Origin of the sequence: Bacillus sp. SIMBA_026 (assembly GCF_046535335.1) — a bacterium.
Lineage (GTDB): Bacteria > Bacillota > Bacilli > Bacillales > Bacillaceae > Bacillus > Bacillus velezensis.
Genome location: NZ_JAWRWX010000001.1, coordinates 467,559 through 485,396, shown reverse-complemented (window position 1 = coordinate 485,396; position 17,838 = coordinate 467,559). Strand labels below are relative to the sequence as shown.

Annotated in this window: 13 protein-coding genes and 1 pseudogene; 3 read left to right on the top strand and 11 right to left on the bottom strand. The window is 45.2% G+C overall.

The annotated features are described in order from the left end of the window. Positions 1 to 168: 168 nt before the first annotated feature. Both SB847_RS02670 and SB847_RS02665 read left to right on the top strand, forming a co-directional pair. Entirely contained in the window at positions 169 to 330 is a 162-nt protein-coding gene (locus SB847_RS02670; RefSeq protein ID WP_007409608.1) for a hypothetical protein, read from the top strand. A gap of 200 nt (positions 331 to 530) precedes the next feature. Beyond that, positions 531 to 1,744: pseudogene (locus SB847_RS02665) on the top strand (aminotransferase A). Here the strand turns inward: SB847_RS02665 and SB847_RS02660 are convergent. Further along, entirely contained in the window at positions 1,725 to 3,545 is a 1,821-nt protein-coding gene (locus SB847_RS02660; RefSeq protein WP_017417673.1) for a PAS domain-containing protein, read from the bottom strand. The pseudogene SB847_RS02665 and the gene SB847_RS02660 sit on opposite strands and share 20 nt — an antisense overlap. Before the next feature lie 177 nt (positions 3,546 to 3,722). Continuing rightward, positions 3,723 to 5,855 carry a peptidoglycan D,D-transpeptidase FtsI family protein gene (locus SB847_RS02655; RefSeq protein ID WP_410562538.1) on the bottom strand — a complete coding sequence of 711 codons (2,133 nt, stop codon included), beginning with the start codon at positions 5,853 to 5,855 and terminating at the stop codon, positions 3,723 to 3,725. A gap of 336 nt (positions 5,856 to 6,191) precedes the next feature. On the opposite strand from SB847_RS02655, the gene SB847_RS02650 reads away from it, so the two are divergent. Beyond that, a complete protein-coding gene (locus SB847_RS02650; RefSeq protein ID WP_410562541.1) occupies positions 6,192 to 6,968 on the top strand; it encodes a CAP domain-containing protein in 777 nt (258 codons plus the stop codon). A 35-nt stretch (positions 6,969 to 7,003) separates the two neighbouring features. Here SB847_RS02650 and SB847_RS02645 read toward each other — a convergent pair whose 3' ends face one another. From SB847_RS02645 to SB847_RS02605, 9 genes are all read right to left on the bottom strand, one after another. Continuing rightward, on the bottom strand, positions 7,004 to 7,870 hold the full coding sequence (locus tag SB847_RS02645; RefSeq protein WP_003154640.1) for an NAD(P)-dependent oxidoreductase: 867 nt from the start codon (positions 7,868 to 7,870) through the stop codon (positions 7,004 to 7,006). Positions 7,871 to 7,951: 81 nt separating this feature from the next. Beyond that, positions 7,952 to 9,919, bottom strand: coding sequence for a methyl-accepting chemotaxis protein (locus tag SB847_RS02640; RefSeq protein WP_410562545.1), 1,968 nt, complete (start codon positions 9,917 to 9,919; stop codon positions 7,952 to 7,954). A gap of 127 nt (positions 9,920 to 10,046) precedes the next feature. Next, the gene (gene splB / locus SB847_RS02635; RefSeq protein WP_003154644.1) at positions 10,047 to 11,075 is read right to left on the bottom strand and encodes a spore photoproduct lyase; all 1,029 of its coding nucleotides are present in this window, start codon (positions 11,073 to 11,075) and stop codon (positions 10,047 to 10,049) included. 84 nt (positions 11,076 to 11,159) lie between these two features. Next, complete coding sequence (gene splA, locus SB847_RS02630) at positions 11,160 to 11,399, bottom strand: splAB operon transcriptional regulator SplA (protein ID WP_003154646.1); 240 nt, start codon at positions 11,397 to 11,399, stop codon at positions 11,160 to 11,162. Positions 11,400 to 11,486: 87 nt separating this feature from the next. Continuing rightward, positions 11,487 to 13,202 carry a phosphoenolpyruvate--protein phosphotransferase gene (gene ptsP / locus SB847_RS02625; protein ID WP_007611069.1) on the bottom strand — a complete coding sequence of 572 codons (1,716 nt, stop codon included), beginning with the start codon at positions 13,200 to 13,202 and terminating at the stop codon, positions 11,487 to 11,489. After that, the gene (locus tag SB847_RS02620; protein WP_003154654.1) at positions 13,202 to 13,468 is read right to left on the bottom strand and encodes a phosphocarrier protein HPr; all 267 of its coding nucleotides are present in this window, start codon (positions 13,466 to 13,468) and stop codon (positions 13,202 to 13,204) included. The genes ptsP and SB847_RS02620 overlap by 1 nt, the downstream gene beginning before the upstream one ends. A 96-nt stretch (positions 13,469 to 13,564) precedes the next feature. Then, positions 13,565 to 15,661, bottom strand: a complete 2,097-nt coding sequence (ptsG, locus tag SB847_RS02615) for a glucose-specific PTS transporter subunit IIBC (protein ID WP_003154656.1) — start codon at positions 15,659 to 15,661, stop codon at positions 13,565 to 13,567. A 230-nt stretch (positions 15,662 to 15,891) separates the two neighbouring features. Next, positions 15,892 to 16,758 (bottom strand): glucose PTS transporter transcription antiterminator GlcT, encoded by an 867-nt coding sequence (gene glcT / locus SB847_RS02610; RefSeq protein WP_007611051.1) that lies wholly within the window; start codon positions 16,756 to 16,758, stop codon positions 15,892 to 15,894. 50 nt (positions 16,759 to 16,808) lie between these two features. Then, positions 16,809 to 17,774 (bottom strand): LacI family DNA-binding transcriptional regulator, encoded by a 966-nt coding sequence (locus SB847_RS02605; RefSeq protein WP_410562553.1) that lies wholly within the window; start codon positions 17,772 to 17,774, stop codon positions 16,809 to 16,811. Between the last annotated feature and the right edge of the window lie 64 nt (positions 17,775 to 17,838).

Here is a 17,838-nt window from a genome sequence, read left to right as displayed (position 1 = left end):
ATTCAGTATTGTACTGTATATATCGGCTGGAAACGGAAAAAGTGAATGTATTCGGTCCAACTGGCCATGAACTCTTTATAAAAAAATGCTTTTTTCTGATATCCCATTGACTTTTTGACATCGAGTGGTAAAATAGTCAAGGATTTTTCAGGAAGAAGGGTGTAATAAATGGGTACAGTAGTCATATTCGACCAAGATCAAATGACGGTGTTAGAAGATATCAGCAAAACGGCTTACCTGCAAATGAAAAAAGAGGCGAAAGAGCGTCCCGACAAGCCCGCTCCCTACATCTTATGGCGGGAAGACGTCAGCTTTGAATACGGGTATTAATGACATTCGCCACATATCACAATAGATAGATCATGATACAATGAAGACAATCATTTCAGCTGGTTGTCTTATTTTTTTCTGAAAGAAGGTATGTTTTCACATATCGGACATATACTCGGGATAGTTCAATAAAAAGATGACAAATGCTCAGCTAGTGGTAAAATAGGATAAACTCAATATATAGTATAAGGTGATGAATTATGGAACATTTGCTTAATCCGAATGTAAAAGAAATTGAAATTTCAGGAATTCGCAAATTCTCAAATCTTGTAGCTCAGCACGACAATGTCATTTCGCTTACAATCGGTCAGCCGGATTTCTTCACGCCGCACCATGTCAAAGCGGCTGCCAAAAAGGCAATCGACGAGAACGCAACGGCATATACTCCGAATGCGGGCGGCCTTGAGCTGAGACAGGCCGTACAGCTTTATATGAAGAAAAAAGCTGATTTGAATTATGAAGCTGAAACTGAAATCATCGTCACAACCGGGGCAAGCCAAGCGATTGACGCGTCTTTGCGGACGATTTTATCTCCGGGCGATGAAGTTATTCTCCCCGGACCGATATATCCGGGCTACGAACCGATCATCCGCATGTCGGGCGCCGTTCCGGTTCATGTGGATACGACGACACACGGATTTAAGCTGACGGCGCGGCTCATTGAAGAATCGCTGACACCAAAAACAAAATGCGTCATTCTTCCTTATCCGTCAAATCCGACCGGAGTGACATTGTCTGAGGAAGAGCTGCAAAACATCGCGGCCGTCCTGAAGGGCAGAAATGTTTTTGTCCTGTCTGATGAGATTTACAGCGAATTAACCTATGACAGACCGCATTATTCGATCGCGTCTTATTTGAGAGACCAGACGATCGTTATCAACGGCCTGTCAAAATCACACAGCATGACGGGCTGGAGAATCGGTTTCATTTTCGCACCGAAAGAAATTGCCAAGCACATCTTAAAAGTTCACCAATACAGTGTGACATGCGCGTCTTCAATCTCTCAGAAAGCGGCTCTTGAAGCGGTGACAAACGGTGTTGATGATGCGCTTATTATGAGAGAACAGTATAAAAAGCGGCTTGACTATGTATATGACCGTCTTGTTTCAATGGGGCTTGACGTCGTAAAGCCGTCAGGCGCATTTTATATCTTCCCTTCCATTAAGTCATTCGGAATGTCATCGTTTGATTTTAGTATGGCTCTTTTAGAGGATGCAGGTGTGGCTCTTGTGCCCGGCAGCTCGTTTTCAAAGTTGGGTGAAGGGTATGTGAGGCTGTCATTCGCATATTCACTGGATACATTGAGAGAAGGCTTGGACCGGCTGGAAGCATTTATTTTAAAAACGAGAGAATCCATGCAGACTATTTAAACAACGGCATAACGCCGTTGTTTTTTATTGTTTCGGGAATGTAATATGAAAGGCCGTGCCTCTATCCGGTTTGCTGTCTACTTGGATGGCTCCCTGGTGGTTTTTAATAAGGTTGAATGTGACCATCAGCCCCAGGCCGGTTCCTTTTTCTTTCGTTGTCAAAAACGGTTCGCCTATTCGTTTCAGCACGTTTTCCGGTATCCCGTCACCCTCGTCTTTCACCGTCACATTAACGGAGTACTCATCTTCTGTCATGATGATGTGAACCGTTCCCCCATCCGGCATCGACTCAACGGCATTTTTAATCAGGTTGATAAACACCTGTTTCAGCTGATTTTGATCACCGTTAATATACATGCTGTCATGTTCATAATCCGTTTTGATAAAAATCCCTTTAAGATTTGCCTGCGTCTCTAAAAGAGCGGTCACTTCACTTATAATTTTCTTTAAGTTTACACGCTCTTTCACGGCGTTTTGCTGAGGTTTGGCAAGCATTAAAAGCTCACTTAAAATTAATTCGATTCTGCTCAGTTCAGAAAACACAATTTCAAAGTAATGTTCGTTTTCCCCCATCGTCGGCTTCATGAGCTGTAAAAATCCTTTGATCGCCGTCAGCGGATTGCGGATTTCGTGAGCGATTCCCGCCGCCAGCTGCCCTGCGATAGACAGCTTCTCCGACTTCAGCATTAATTCCTCCGTCTGCTTCCGCTCAGAAATATCACGCAGAATGACCTGCACGGCCGTTTCTCCGAAAAACGTCGTCGGAATGCAGACCATTTCCGTGTAGATCAGCCGGTTTTTAAAGGTAAACCACGATTGCTTAATAATTTCTGACTCAGTCTTTCGGTTGATAATATTTTGGATCCGCTGTTTCACGCCGTCATGATCACAGGGATGAAGCTGATCATAGACGTTTTTCCCGATTAAATCTTCATATGTTTCAGCCTCAAACAGCGAAATGCCCGACTCATTCATGAATACCCATTTATCATTGTGAATCACGGCGATCGTATCAATTGAATTCTGAATGAGGAGCTGATAACGCTCTCTGCTTTTTTGCAGAATCGTTTGGAATTTTTTCCGTGAAGAAATATCAATCAGAAGCAGCAATTCCGCCCGCTGATTTTTATATGTCGTCGGTGCCGCCTTCACTTCTAAATGAACGGGCGTGCCGTCGAGCCTTCTCCACGTCTGTTCGATCATTCCGACTTCCATTCCTTTTTGCATCCGCACAATTCGGTTTTTCACAATGTCGTGATACTCTTCTTCAATAAACTCATAAGAGCGCCTGCCGATTACCTCGTCTTTGCTTTCGGCTCCCAGCATGGCAAGCATCGCGTTGTTGGCGTAGGCGATTGTGCCGTTGATGCTGACATATAAAGGATTCGGCAGCATTTCGACAAGACGCTCGAATTCGCCGTTTCCAGCCGCATCTTCCGACTGTTGTTCTGCCTTTTGCTTCTTTTGTTCATACATATAAGGCCGGCGGGGGGTCTTCTCCTCAAGCACCTTGATTTTGAGGATGATTTCCCGATCCGTCCCCTCCATTTGCGGTGTGACAATTTCCACACCCGCTTCAAGCCATACGATGGTATGATCTTTTTTAATAAGACGAAAGGTGCAAGGCATTAAATGATGCTCATTATAGAAGTAACTTTCAACCAAAAATTGATCTTCTTCATGCAGGAACGTTTTGAGAAATGACCCGATCATCTCTTCCTGAGAATAACTGAAGTACGATTTGCAGTTTGCAGAAATATACATAATACGCCCGTTAGACGTCAAAACGGCATGAAGATCGGTTTTCGATTGAAACTGTTTGACATGCTGAGTATCCTGTTCCACAGAATCCCTCCTTTGCATTATACTCGCACTGCAGGCTGGACACGGACTGATATAAAAAGAAATTCCACTAGATTGATTCGCTAAAAAATGAGCATTCTCCTTCTATTCTTATTGTGAACGTCAATTTTCCTGAATGAAAGAAAGGGCGCACGATATGTTCGGCCGCCCTTTCATTTGTTATTTTTTATTGTATTTCTTTTCAAGCTCTTTGTAAGCGTCAATTGCTCCTTTGGCAATGTTTTTGCTGACGGGATCGTGATCATCCTGAACAGTCGGTACGACGACGCTGAATGCCACTCGTGGATGTTCTGACGGATAATAGCCGACAAAGGTCAGGTTATAAGTGTCTTTCCCCCACCAGTTTTTGTTCGTGCCGTAATAGCGCGTCTGCGCGGTTCCCGTTTTTCCGGAAACATCAGCGCCGGAACCTTGGAATGTTGAATAAGCCGTTCCCTGAGGTGAGCTTGTAACCAATTTCATCCCTTTATGAACTTGGTCAAAATCGCTCGGACTGTTATTTACTTTGTTCAAAATTTTACTATCTCGCTGTTCAATCGCTTTTCCAATCTTGTTTTTGCTGTCCGGTTCATGAATGCTTGTGACAATCCGCGGCTGGACGCGATACCCGCCATTTGCGATGGCTGAAATATATTGAGCCATTTGAAGCGGCGTATACGTATCAAACTGTCCGATCGCAAAGTCAAGCAGCAATCCCCCGACCATTTGCGGATTTGACTGCATGCCCGCTGATTCCTGCGGAAGATCAATCCCGGTTTTCACACCTAGGCCGAATTGGGCGTAGTAGTTGCGCATTTTTTTAATATCGTCTAATCCGGCAGGCAGCGTGCCGTGCGGGACGTAAGTAATGCCCGCGATATGCATGGCCACATGAAACATATATACGTTTGAACTTCTTTGCAGCGCGGTCAGCTCAGTAATGGCTCCCATTTGTGTCCACGATTGTTTTTTCGTGTCGCCTTTAAATACAAGCGGTGCATCGACAAACGTTTTATAATGCGGGAGGCCGCTTTGGTAACCCGCAAGAACAGTCGCTCCTTTAACAGAAGAGCCCATCTCATATTGGGTCGTAAATGCTCCGATCGCAAAATCCTGTGTTTTATTTGTTTCGAGATCGATGCGTTTCCCCGCCATTGAGAGAATATCCCCGTTGTTCGGGTCCATCATGACGGCAAATCCTCTGTCAACCATATAGTTGCCTGCGGCGCGGCTTCTTCTCAGCTCTTTTTCAATGACTTTTTCGACTTTCGACTGTAATTCCATATCGAGCGAGAGCTGCAGATCGTAGCCTCTGCTGCCTTCATCGACGGGCTTTTGGCTGACGACCTCACCTTTGCTGTTTTCCACATACTCTACTTTTTCTTTATGCGCGTTTAAATAGTCCTCATACTGATATTCGATGTAGCTTTTTCCCACCCGGTCATTCAGTGAGTAGCCTCTTGTGACATAGTAATCTTTCCGTTCGCCCAACAATCCCTGTTCCGGTGTCGTCACACCGCCGAACAGAGAGTACAGCGTTTTGTCGTATGGATATTTTCGCGTCCAGTCATTGATCACGTCAATGCCGGGGAGCTCTTTCAGGTGCTCGGATACGACGGAAACTTCTTCATATGTCAGATCGCTTTTTGGTTTTTGCTTGTTGTTTTCATGCTCGTCAAGCAATGAACCGCTGTTTCCGTTTCCGTTCAGCTTATTGGGGTCCATTGATTTGACGACTTGCGGCTGATAGGCGTTTCCGCTTGAAAAACGCGTATAAATCGCCGCGATTTCCAGCTCTTTTTTATCTTTTTTGATCGCGTCAATCTCCTGCTTCGGGACGCGTTCAATCTGGCGTTTGTATACTTCTTGCGGTTTCAGGCTGTTTTCTGAATCCTTCATAAGCTTTTCCGCCTTCTTCGGATGTGCGGCAAGCCAGTAATCAATGATATTTCGATCCTTCATAAATTCAGTATCAATATGAATCAGTGCGGCGAGATTTTTTGCCGTTTTCAATTTGTCCTTTGCCGAGGTTTTTGAGGTAGAAACGTATACAATTTCAGGCACAGCCTGGTTATCAACCGCCACCCTGTTCCGCTTGTCATACATCTTTCCCCGCGGTGTCGGATAATAGGCGGTTTTTGCATTTGCCTTCTCCGCATCCTGGCGGTGTTTATCCCCTTCGACAATCTGGACGATGCCGAGTTTAAAAATCAGTGCCGTAAAGAGAAGAAAAACAATCAAAAAATAGAGATTCATTCTCAGCGCTCTGTAACGTTTCGTTTTTTTCTTTGGTTCGCGCGCAACTTCAGCCACTTTCTGTTACACCTCTCAAATCATTGAATATATTTACATAAACAGATTTTAATTGTAACATTTTTGTAAAAGTTGTTACAGCGAAAACGGGTAAAAAAAACTGTCAAGATCAAATTATCTTAAAATATATCTAACACTTCAAATAATTTGAAGAGATGTAACGGATTTTAAAAAATAAATACAGATCGTTTTTCCCGGTATAGAGCTATTTTTCTGCGCTCAATTACAATTATGACAAGAGTTTGTTGTCAAAGGAAATGGCTGCCTGCATTATGACAAAAAAGCTGTGATAAGATTTTTCATGTAGAAAAAAACTTCTCTGGGAGGCTATTAACTATGAAAAAAGCATTTCTCTTATCTGCCGCCGCGGCAGTCAGTTTAATTACATTCGGAGGCATTCAGCAGGCATCTGCCAAAGAGCTGTCATGCCAGCACGTCGTTACCGTGAAAAAAGGAAACACTGTACAGCATCTGACTCTTCAAGAGGCTGTTGAAAAACTACATATGAAAACGAGCGTGAAAAAGCTGAACGTTAAAAATGAGAAAGAACTGACTCAGCTGCTGCAAAAACACGCAAAGCATTCTGACATGACAGTTAAAGACGTTCAAAAAGAAACACCTGCAAAAACGGCTCCGGCAGCTGCTGAAAAACCGAAAGCCGATCAAAACCAGACGGCTGACAATGCAAAACAGACAGTTAACACAAACAACAGCAGCGAGAAAACTCCTTCATCTGTCAGTGCGTATGAAAAGAAAGTCGTTGAATTGACAAACGCAGAGAGACAAAAGCAAGGCTTAAAACCTCTGCAGATTGATGATAAACTAAGTAAATCAGCTCACGCAAAATCACAAGATATGAAAGACAAAAACTATTTCGATCACCAAAGTCCGACTTACGGTTCACCTTTTGATATGATGAAGTCTTTCGGAATCACTTATAAAACTGCCGGTGAAAATATCGCCAAAGGGCAGCCGACTCCTGAAGCTGTTGTTAAAGCTTGGATGAACAGTGAAGGCCACAGAAAGAACATCCTGAACCCCGAGTTCACTCAAATCGGTGTCGGTTATGTAGAATCAGGAAACATCTGGACACAGCAATTCATCGGAAAATAAATAATAAAAAAGATTGCCCCTGCGGGCAATCTTTTTTATTTCACCCAAAGCTTATAAATACTTTGAGTTCCGCTGTTTTCTTCTCCTTGCGCGGAAAGCTTGTCGTATAATGATTTGGCGAGCGCCAATCCGGGCATCTCTTCTCCCATGAGCTCCGCTTCTTCAAGGGCGATGCCCATGTCTTTAATAAAGTGTTTCACGTAGAATCCCGGCGCAAAATCGCCTTTCAGCATACGGGGAGCGAGGTTGGACAATGACCAGCTGCCAGCCGCTCCGGTTGTAATGCTTTTCAGCACTTGTTCCGGGTTCAGACCGGATTTTTCAGCGTAAGCCATCGCTTCAGCCACTCCGACCATTCCCGCTGCAATCGCGATCTGATTGCACATTTTCGTATGCTGGCCGCTGCCAGCCGGCCCTTGATACTGAATGTTTTCCCCCATAACGGAGAAAAGCGGCAGGCATGCTTCAAATGCTTCTTTTTCTCCTCCGGCCATAATGGCAAGCGTTCCGTTCCTCGCGCCGATGTCTCCGCCGGAAACGGGTGCATCCAAGGCGTGAATGGACTTTTCTTTGGCTTTCTCCGCTATCTTCTTCGCCAGAGACGGTTTTGATGTCGTCATGTCAATGACAAACGCCCCTTCTTTTGCGTGCCGGAGAATGCCGTTTTCGCCGAGATAGATTTCCTCGACATCACTCGGGTAGCCGACCATGGTAATAATAATGTCAGCTTTCTCTGAAAGGTCTTTGACCGTCTCCTGCCAGACCGCTCCCTTATTCAGAATCTCTTCCGCTTTTTGTTTCGTCCGCGTGTAGACTAAAACAGGATAGCCCGCTTCTAAAATGTGCGATGCCATACTGTTTCCCATGACGCCCAAACCGATAAATCCGACCGTTTTGTTCACTGCGCTTTCCTCCCCTGATGCGATTCATAGTATTATTCTTTCATGTCTATATTACCATATTATAGGCTGATAGAGACCGCATTACAAAGTGAATTTAGAAATGGCGCTGATCAGATCTTCGCTCGCGCTCTTTAACATGTCAGTCGATTGCTTCACTTTTTCAAGCGTAACGAGCTGTTCATCAGTAGAAGCATTCACTTCTTCCGCCGCTGCCGCAGATTCTTGAGAAATGGCGGAGATGCTTTGAATCGCTTCTTGAATCGCGGCTTGTTCTTCACTCATTTTTTGAATGTCATTGTAAATATGATCTATACCTTGAACGAGAGACTGCATTTCCGTCGTAATCAGATTGAGAACCTCACCCGTTTCATGAATGGCGCTGTTTTGTTCATCATTCATTCTGCTTGCCTCAATCATCGCGTGTGACGCTTCTTTTGTCTCAGATTGAATCAGCCGGACCGTTTCACTGATATGGCCGGAAGAAAGAGCTGATTGCTCAGCAAGCTTGCGGACTTCTTCAGCGACGACGGCAAAGCCCCGGCCGCTTTCTCCCGCTCTTGCGGCTTCAATGCTCGCATTCAGCGCCAAGAGGTTCGTCTGGTCTGAAATGGCGGATATTGCCGTCACGACTTCTTCTATGTTTTTCGTTTGTTCTTCCAGGTCATTCAGCATTGCCTCTACTTTTTTCGTTTCTGAATTGGCTTCGTTTGACTTCATCAGCAGCTGCCCGAGCGCGTCCAATCCTTTGTAGCTGGCATCCTCTGAAGATTTTGAGAGTTGTTTTATGCTGCCCGCGCGATCTGCGATTCCTTTTATTTTGACCGAGAGATTTTCTGATTTTTCGTTGATCGTCTCAACCTCTGACGCTTGCTCTGTCGCTCCGGCGGCGACTTCCTCTATCGCTTTTGCGATTTGTCCGCTCGTTTCATTTGTTTCTTGTGAAATGACGGTTAGCTGGTCAGATGTATCAGATACATTTTCCGAGGAGGCCTTGACCTGTTCGACCATCTCTTTCATATTTTCAACCATTTGGTTAAAGTCTTTTGTTAACTCGCCTACTTCATCTTTTGATTTCGTCTGGGCGCGGACGGTTAAATCTCCCGCTGAGACTGAATTTGTTTTGGCGATCAGCTGCTGAATCGGCCCGGTTATCGTTTTTGCGAGGAAATAGCTGAGTCCGATCGTAATCACAAGGGCGATCAGTGACATAAAAATGCTCACCGTGTTCATTTTGTCGGCTACTCCCATCAGCTGATCTTTTTCAAACTGCGTTCCGACTTTCCACCCTGTTTCTTTTACCGTTTGGTAGACGACCATGTTCCCCTGCAGCTCTTTGATGCCTTCTTTGTCCGTAGTGATGTTTTTTAACGTCTGATCTTCCGAAGTATTTTTTCCCTGTTTTGCCGGATGGGCCAGAAGAGAGCCGTTTTCATCCGCTAAAAAGGCAAATCCTTTATACGGAACCTTTTGCTCGTTGACCATGCTCTGAATAGAGGACAGCTTCAAATCTAAGCTCGCCACTCCGACGACGGTTCCGCTGTTTTGAATGGCTTTTGACGCCGTCACGATCATGTCTCCCGTCACTGCATCTTTATAAGGGTCAGTCCAGACAACCTTATCGGGTTTTTCAGCCGCCATCTTATACCACGTTCGATTTGTCGGATCATAGTCTTTGGCAAAATCGGCCTTTGGATATGTAAACATTTGTTTGTTTGCGGTTCCGACGTACGCAAGCGCGACATATTTGTCATTCTGTCCGATCTGTTTTAACTCATCGTTAAAAAGCCGCGCGGTTTCTTTCTTCCCATCTGATAGAAAAGACCGGGACAATTCACCGTCTGCTAATCTCATTAATACGGTCTCATCATTTTTCAGCTGAAGCTCAATGTTCTGACCGAGTGAATTGGTGACATTCTCTGTCGTACGTTTTGCTTCCTCCGTCATCATCGGCTTTAATGTCAAATATGAAGAAACCGTTAAAAAAACAACCGTTACAATAAGCATTGCCGAGACAAACACAGCAATTTTGATATGCATTTTTTTAAACATAACCATCCCCTCCTGAGAGTTATATCGGTCTTTCGGCCAAGAAAATGAATAAATCTTGAAATAAATATCAAACATTTCCGTCATTTGGCGCAGCAAAAAAAAGAGCCGTCATGCCGACAGCTCCGCCTTACGTAAAATATTCGATTTTTGCTTTCGGAAAATAGGTTTCGATATAAGATTCGAGTGTTTCCCTTAAGGCATGTTCTTCGTCTTTTTGGTATATATATTTGCCGATTCCGTAGCGTCCCCATTTGTACCTGCGCTTTTCTTCATCAAGCTCAAGCTTTGTTTTCGGATAGTTCTTCTCAATCACCCGTTTGGCCGGTTTTGTAAAACGATGCTGGATCAGTTCAAATGTGATGTCATGCCGAACGTCTTCATCAAGCGCCGCATCCAGTTTCTCAAACAGCTCCTTATAGCCTTCCTCCCAGCCATCGTGAATATAAATCGGCGCCACGATGAAACCGAGCGGATAGCCCGCTTTAGCGACTTTGACGGCGGCTTCTATCCGTTTGTCGAGCGGAGAAGTTCCCGGTTCAAAGTTTTTAATGACATAATCCGCATTGATGCTGAATCTGAACCTAGTCTTTCCGTTATGTTTTGCATCAAGCAAATGATCGACGTGGTGAAATTTAGTCACGAATCTGAGCTGTCCCAATTCGCTTTGTCCGAAATGTTCAATGGCTCTTTTTAATGTATGTGTCAGATGATCGATTCCTACGATATCAGACGTACAAGAGGCTTCAAATCTTGTAAATTCCGGCGCCCGTTCTTTCATATACTCATCAGCCTGATCCAGAATCTCTTCCACATTGACATATGTCCGGATGTAGGGCTTTGACCCCATCGTCGTCTGCAGGTAGCAATAGTGGCAATGCCCCATACAGCCCGTCGCAAATGGAATGGCATATTCGGCGGACGGCTTTGAAGAATCGAATTTCAGTGTTTTCCGGACGCCGATTACCAATGTTGATTTCGCGTTCCGGTATTGCTGCAAGTGATTTTTTCCCGGAATATTCCGGACTTGATTATGCGATGTCGTTTCTCTGATCTCAAGCCCCATGTTTTCAAACTTATTTTTCAGCTCTTGGCCTAACGGGTATTCGAGCGCTCTCGGTTCAATATAAACAAGCTGGGGCACAAACGGCTTCAGCATAGACAGACACTCCCTTTACATATTCTCATGTTGTTACTTTCCGTTTAAAAGAGAGTGAATATGCGTTGTAAACATTTCCTTTGATCAATGATACCGGTCTTCTTCAAAAAGCTCGCTGTAAAGCGCTTCCGCTTCCTCATATGTCGAAAAGACCGCGTCATCTTCGGCCAGCGGATGATAGGTTTCGTATAAAAACAGAGACAATTCTCCCTCATGATACGGGTGATGGACGATCTCCGCCTCTTTAATATGGGCAACATTGGCGGCATGCGGATTGCGGTAAATCACATAGACCGTATCCCCCGCTGCAAATGATTTTGTCATGATAATCCCTCCTGTTGAAAATTATTGTTCCCCCCTTTTTTCCGAATATGAAAAAAACCAGACGGCTTACACCGTCTGGCTTTTGTATTACTTATTGAATGTTTCTTTAACGAATGCGACAACCTCTTCTGTCGTGCTCATAGACAAGATTGTTTCTTTGAATGATTCAGCTTCTTTTTTAGAAAGCTTGCTGATCTGCGTTCTTGCCGGAAGGATGGATGTAGCGCTCATCGAGAACTCATCTAAGCCTAAGCCGAGAAGAATCGGAATCGCAATTTCGTCTCCCGCCATTTCTCCGCACATGCCGACCCATTTGCCCTCTTTGTGAGCGGCTTCAATAACAAGGGTGATCAGACGGAGAATCGCCGGATTGTATGGCTGATACAGATAAGCTACGCGCTCGTTCATGCGGTCAGCAGCCATCGTGTATTGGATCAAGTCATTTGTTCCGATACTGAAGAAGTCAACTTCTGCGGCAAACTGATCTGCGATAACGGCTGTAGACGGAATCTCTACCATCATACCGACTTCAATATCGTCAGAAACCGCTACGCCGGCTTCGACGAGTTTTTCTTTTTCTTCGAGAAGAATCGCTTTCGCCTGTTTAAACTCGTTTACTGTCGCAATCATCGGGAACATGATTTTTAAGTTTCCGTATGTACTTGCACGAAGCAGCGCACGAAGCTGAGTTCTGAAGATTTCTTGCTCTTCAAGGCAAAGGCGGATGGCTCTGTAGCCTAAGAACGGGTTCATTTCTTTAGGGAGCTGCAGGTAAGGAAGCTCTTTGTCGCCGCCGATATCCAATGTCCGAACGACAACTGATTTTCCTTCCATACGCTCAAGAACCGTTTTATAAGCGTCAAACTGCTCGTCTTCCGTCGGAAGCTGGTCGCGTCCCATGTAAAGGAATTCCGTACGGTAAAGCCCTACAGCTTCTCCTCCGTTTTCAAGAACGCCTTTTACATCATCCGGGGTGCCGATGTTTGCGGCAAGCTCTACATGATGGCCGTCTTTTGAAACAGTCGGTTCATTGACGAGCTTCGCCCACTCAGCTTTTTGCGCCAGGTAAGCACTGTGCTTTTCTTCATATTTCTTTAACGTTTCACTGGAAGGATCGATGATCACATCACCATCGATGCCGTCTACGATTACCGTAACACCGTTTTCAATTGTCCCTGTAGCCGCTTTTGTGCCGACGACAGCCGGAATTTCAAGCGAACGGGCCATGATCGCGGAGTGTGAAGTGCGTCCGCCGATATCAGTTGTAAAACCTTTTACAAACTGGCGGTTTAATTGCGCCGTATCAGACGGTGTCAAATCTTCAGCCACGATAACAACCTCTTCTGAGATCATGCTCGGGTTCGGAATTTCCACGCCCAGCAGGTGCCCCGTCACACGTTTTGTTACGTCGCGGATATCCGCCGCACGCTCTTTCATGTATTCGTTATCCATTGATTCAAACATAGTAACGAACATGGAAGCTGTTTCTTTCAAAGCGAATTCAGCATTGACTGAATCTGCGCTGATTTTCTCCTTTACCGGGTTCAACAGCTCAGGATCACTCAGAACTAAAAGGTGCGCGGAGAAAATGTCAGCTTTATCTTGTCCCAGTTCTTTTAAAGCATGCTCTTTAATTTTTTCAAGCTCTTCTTTAGAACGTACAATCGCTTCATCAAAACGGCTTACTTCAGCCGCAGCATCAGCAATGTTTTTCTTTTCAACCGTTAAGTCCGGCTCTTCAAGCCGGTATGCTTTCGCAATCGCAATTCCGGCTGAAGCGCCTATTCCTTTTAATTCTTGCATTACTCGCCGAGTCCTTCGCTTTTCATTGTTTCTTCTAAAGCGTTAAGAGCATCGTTTTCGTCAGCGCCTGAAGCGGAAATTGTGATTTCAGCGCCTTTAGCAATACCTAGAGACATAACGCCCATGATTGACTTAAGGTTTACTGTTTTGCCGTTATATTCTAAGTTTACGTCAGCATCGTATTTGCTTGCAGTCTGTACAAGAACTGTCGCAGGACGAGCGTGGATTCCGGAATCTGCTGTTACTTTAAATGTTTTTTGTGCCATGATTATCATTCTCCTTTAAATTAAAGCTATTTTACTACACAATATTATATCATACAGCCGTACTTGTCATCTGACAAGCACGGCGTATTTATATGCTTATTTTCCGATTTTCACAATATCTTTTTGTTCCCGTTTTACGGTACCTTCGGCCGAAAGGGAAATCGCTTCACCCTCGGCAAGATTTGTAAAGACAATCGGTGTCATTAATGAAGGAACATGAGGTTTAACCGCTTCAAGATCAACTTCAAGCAGCTTTTGTCCCGGTTCAACCCGGTCACCCTCAGAAACAAAAGAAGTGAATCCTTCGCCTTTCAGGCTGACTGTGTCGATTCCGAAATGAATCAGGATCTCTCTTCCGCCGTCAGACTGAAGGCCGATCGCATGTTTTGTCGGGAAAACATTCAGCACTTTTCCGCGGACAGGCGATACGACGATTCCTTCTTCAGGAAGAATCGCAAAACCGTCGCCCATCATTTTTCCTGAGAACACCTGGTCAGGCACATCGGTAATCGGATGGATTTCGCCGGTGATCGGAGAAGCGAACACTTCTTCACCCTGCTCGTTTCGGAGCGGATCTGCGATAACCTCTTCAACCTGCTGGCTGACTTCTTCTTGTGCGGATACTTTCGGTTCAGGGCGCGGCGTGCGTCCGGCGATAATATCCTGCATCTGTGTTTTTAAACCGTCAGAACGCGGGCCGAAAATGGCCTGAATGTTGTTTCCGACTTCAAGAACGCCTGAGGCGCCAAGCTGTTTCAAACGAGTCTTATCCACTTTCTTCTGGTCGTTGACCGTAACGCGGAGTCTCGTGATACAAGCGTCAAGGTGCTTAATGTTTTCCTGATCACCCATTGCCTGCAGGATTTCATAAGGAAGGTCGCCGGCTTCGCCTGAGGCGCCCGCACCTTCATCCGCAGCCTCTTCTTCACGGCCCGGCGTTTTCAGATTGAACTTTCTGATCGCAAACCGGAAACCGAAGTAGTAAATGACGGCTAATCCTAAGCCGACCGGAATGACAAGCCACCAAGCCGTCCGGTTAGGCAGAATTCCGAACAGGAAGTAGTCAATCAGACCGCCTGAGAAGGTCATGCCGATTTTTACATGCAGCAGCTGCATGACCATAAAGGAAAGTCCCGCGAATACGCAGTGAATCGCAAACAGGATAGGAGCCACAAACAAGAATGAGAATTCAAGCGGCTCGGTAATTCCCGTTAAGAAACTTGTCAGAGCGGCAGAACCCATGATTCCGGCTACAAGTTTTTTCTTTTCAGGCTTCGCTTCATGATAGATTGCAAGCGCTGCCGCCGGAAGACCGAACATCATAAACGGATATTTCCCCGTCATAAATGTTCCCGCCGTCAGCTGTACGCCGTCTTTGATCTGAGCCATGAAAATCCGCTGATCTCCGCGGATGATGTCTCCTGCGGCATCTTTATAACTGAAAAATTCATACCAGAACGGCGAGTAGAAAATGTGATGAAGACCGAACGGAATCAATGACCGCTCAATCATCCCGAAAATAAAGGCCGCCAAGGTTGGATTCGCTTCCACAAGACCCGTGGAGAAGGAATTCAGACCGTGCTGGATCGGAGGCCAGATCACTAACATAATAAGACCGAGAATTAATGCGGAAATTGATGTGATAATCGGGACGAACCGCTTACCCGCAAAGAATCCGAGGTACTGCGGAAGTTCAATTTTATAAAACTTGTTGAACAATAACGCGGCCAGAACCCCGACGATAATACCGCCGAACACGCCCGTCGCCAAAGTAGGTATCCCCAGCATGTTAATATAGGCCGGATGGTTTTCCGCAAAAAACTTTGCCCGTTCAATTTTGTCAGACGGAATACTGCCGTTTGCCATAAGCACGGCGCTCATGGATACGTTCATGACCAAGTATCCGATAATAGCCGCGATTCCGGCAACACCGTCTCCGTTGGCAAGGCCGATCGCAACTCCTACTGCAAAAAGAAGCGGCAGGTTGTCAAATACGATTTGGCCGGCGCTTTCCATGACGTTCGCCACAAGCTGAACGTTATCATTGCTTAAGAAATGCATGACTTGAATCATATCTTTGTTCTGCATGGCATTCCCTAACGCAAGCAAGATCCCCGCAGCCGGTAAAATCGCAACCGGAAGCATAAGAGCACGGCCGATTTTCTGGAGAACGCCGAATAATGCTTTAAACATAAAAGATGTACCTCCTCTGTTAGCTAGTGTGACCTTACAGCGAAAATTCATGACAACGAATTCACTGGCGCAAGTCTTCAGTTTAACCGTTTACATTTGCCCTTTTACACAACAAAAAAGGCATGAGTAAAAAGGGTGTGCAAAATAACGGGATCGTTCTTCCCGTTTTTTACCCTCAATCACTCATGCCTGATCGAATCAGTGACACGTTTTTAAGGTTTCAACTGAAATTATGAAATTTTATTGGTTAATCGGTACAAATGAAGCGTGAGATAAACCGCTTCCGCCTCATGAACTGGTTTTTTCAGTATTTGCTGCAAGATTTTTATCAGTTTCCAAGCAGTATTGTAGCATAGCGGGTATTCATTTTTCAATAATAACATTAACTTTTCTGGTTCTTTTGTCTGCTCTTCCCGATTAATCCTGTCTATGGTAAATCTGATATGCCGGATCAGCCGCAAATAGTGGACGCTTTCTTTATTCACTTTCATCTGGAAAGATTCCTCAATCACCTGAACGAGCCGGGACATCAGCTGTGAATGCTGATTGACCTCTGAAAGGGGCCGATTACTCAGGGCGGAGTGGATATGCAGAGCGATAAAGCCGATCTCTCCTTCCGGAAGGCAGATTCCCGTCTTTTCATTAATCATGCCGACGACTTCACGGGCAATTTGGAATTCTTCCGGATAAAGCGTTTCGGTTTCCATGAGAAACGGGTTTTTAATGTCAAAACCCTGCTGCAGCCGCTTTACCGCAAAGGCGATATGGTCAGTCAGCGCAATATGGATGTGCTCATTTAACGGTTGGCTTGTCCGCTTCTTGATATGATAAATGACGTCATTGGAGATGTCGACAAGTGTCTCGTCCACATAACCGAGGAGCTTTTTAAATTGTTTTTGTTCTTTTTCATCCTTTAAGATGAACATCTTGTCATACCCTTTATCTTCAATGACATCCGCTTGTTTTTTTCCAAAGCCGATCCCTTTTCCGATTAAGACGACCTCATTGTATCTATCATGTGTTGCGATGAGCACATTGTTATTTAATACCTTTTCAACTGTAAAGGACCCCTTCATGATCCTCAGCTCCTTTGTCATTCAATACATCATATCGTACAAAACGAACGGAAAGCGCGTCAATTCTTTTTTTAGACGGTTGATCGTTCAATAAGGCGGTAATCAAGAACTTTCCTTGCCGGAGGCCCGCCGCTGATCCGGTTCTCAAGCATGTGAAAAGCCTGCTTTCCCATTTCTTTTGTTTGTATATCTATTGTAGAAATACCTAACATCTTGCTGATATCATGATTGTCGATGCTCAAAATCGCAAGCTCTTCCGGGATGCGCGTCCCATTTGCCTTGGCTTCAAGGTAAAGACCTGCGGATACTTGATCATTCGCCGCAAACAGCGCAGTCGGTTTGTCATCCCAGCTCTTCCATCTATGAAAAAGGGCTTTCCCATCAAGCAGCGTCAGCGCCTTTTCCACAACCAGCTCTTCTCTGTAAGGCTGCCCGGTCTTATTCAGCGCCTCTTTGTATGCGGCGATGCGGACTTGACTGTTTTTTCCCTTTTTTCTGGCCAGGCTGATCGCTATTTTCCGGTGTCCCTTTTCTATCAGATAATCCAGACCGTGCCGAAATGCTTCCCGATGCGGATTACTGATGGAGGAAAGCCCTGCCGCATCAGTGTACTGGCAGAGGATGAGCGGTTCTTTCAAGGTAAGCAGATGCTCATCAGGAATTGCTTTGGAGCAGATAATCAGGCCGTCCACTTGGCGCTCCTGTAATTGTGATAAGGCAAAACATTCTTTTTGCTGCTGATAATCTGTCTGGTATAAAGAAAGATGCACGCCTGACGCTTCGGCAGCCTCGGCAATACCTGCAACAAGGTCTGCAAAATACGGAAGATTCACCGACGGAAGCACAACGCCGATCATATCGGAAAAACCTTTGGATAAATGCACAGCATGAATGTTGCGCGTATATCCGAGCGATTGCATCGCTTTTTTCACTCTTTCTCTTTTGTCCTTACTTACATAAGGATGATCGTTTAAAACTCTTGATACCGTTGTAACAGAAACCCCGGCAGCGCCGGCAATGTCTCTGATCGTAGCCATTGCGTCCCCCCTTTCTTTTTTTCCCTTGATCTGGAATGCGTTTCATACAGTAAGCTAGAAACAG

Excerpts from the sequence above, each read along its gene's own strand:
- SB847_RS02670 (WP_007409608.1), top strand. The coding sequence starts at position 169 with ATGGGTACAGTAGTCATATTCGACCAAGATCAAATGACGGTGTTAGAA.
- SB847_RS02650 (WP_410562541.1), top strand. The coding sequence starts at position 6,192 with ATGAAAAAAGCATTTCTCTTATCTGCCGCCGCGGCAGTCAGTTTAATT.
- SB847_RS02640 (WP_410562545.1), bottom strand. The coding sequence starts at position 9,919 with ATGTTTAAAAAAATGCATATCAAAATTGCTGTGTTTGTCTCGGCAATG.
- splB (WP_003154644.1), bottom strand. The coding sequence starts at position 11,075 with ATGCTGAAGCCGTTTGTGCCCCAGCTTGTTTATATTGAACCGAGAGCG.
- splA (WP_003154646.1), bottom strand. The coding sequence starts at position 11,399 with ATGACAAAATCATTTGCAGCGGGGGATACGGTCTATGTGATTTACCGC.
- ptsP (WP_007611069.1), bottom strand. The coding sequence starts at position 13,202 with ATGCAAGAATTAAAAGGAATAGGCGCTTCAGCCGGAATTGCGATTGCG.
- SB847_RS02620 (WP_003154654.1), bottom strand. The coding sequence starts at position 13,468 with ATGGCACAAAAAACATTTAAAGTAACAGCAGATTCCGGAATCCACGCT.
- ptsG (WP_003154656.1), bottom strand. The coding sequence starts at position 15,661 with ATGTTTAAAGCATTATTCGGCGTTCTCCAGAAAATCGGCCGTGCTCTT.
- glcT (WP_007611051.1), bottom strand. The coding sequence starts at position 16,758 with ATGACAAAGGAGCTGAGGATCATGAAGGGGTCCTTTACAGTTGAAAAG.
- SB847_RS02605 (WP_410562553.1), bottom strand. The coding sequence starts at position 17,774 with ATGGCTACGATCAGAGACATTGCCGGCGCTGCCGGGGTTTCTGTTACA.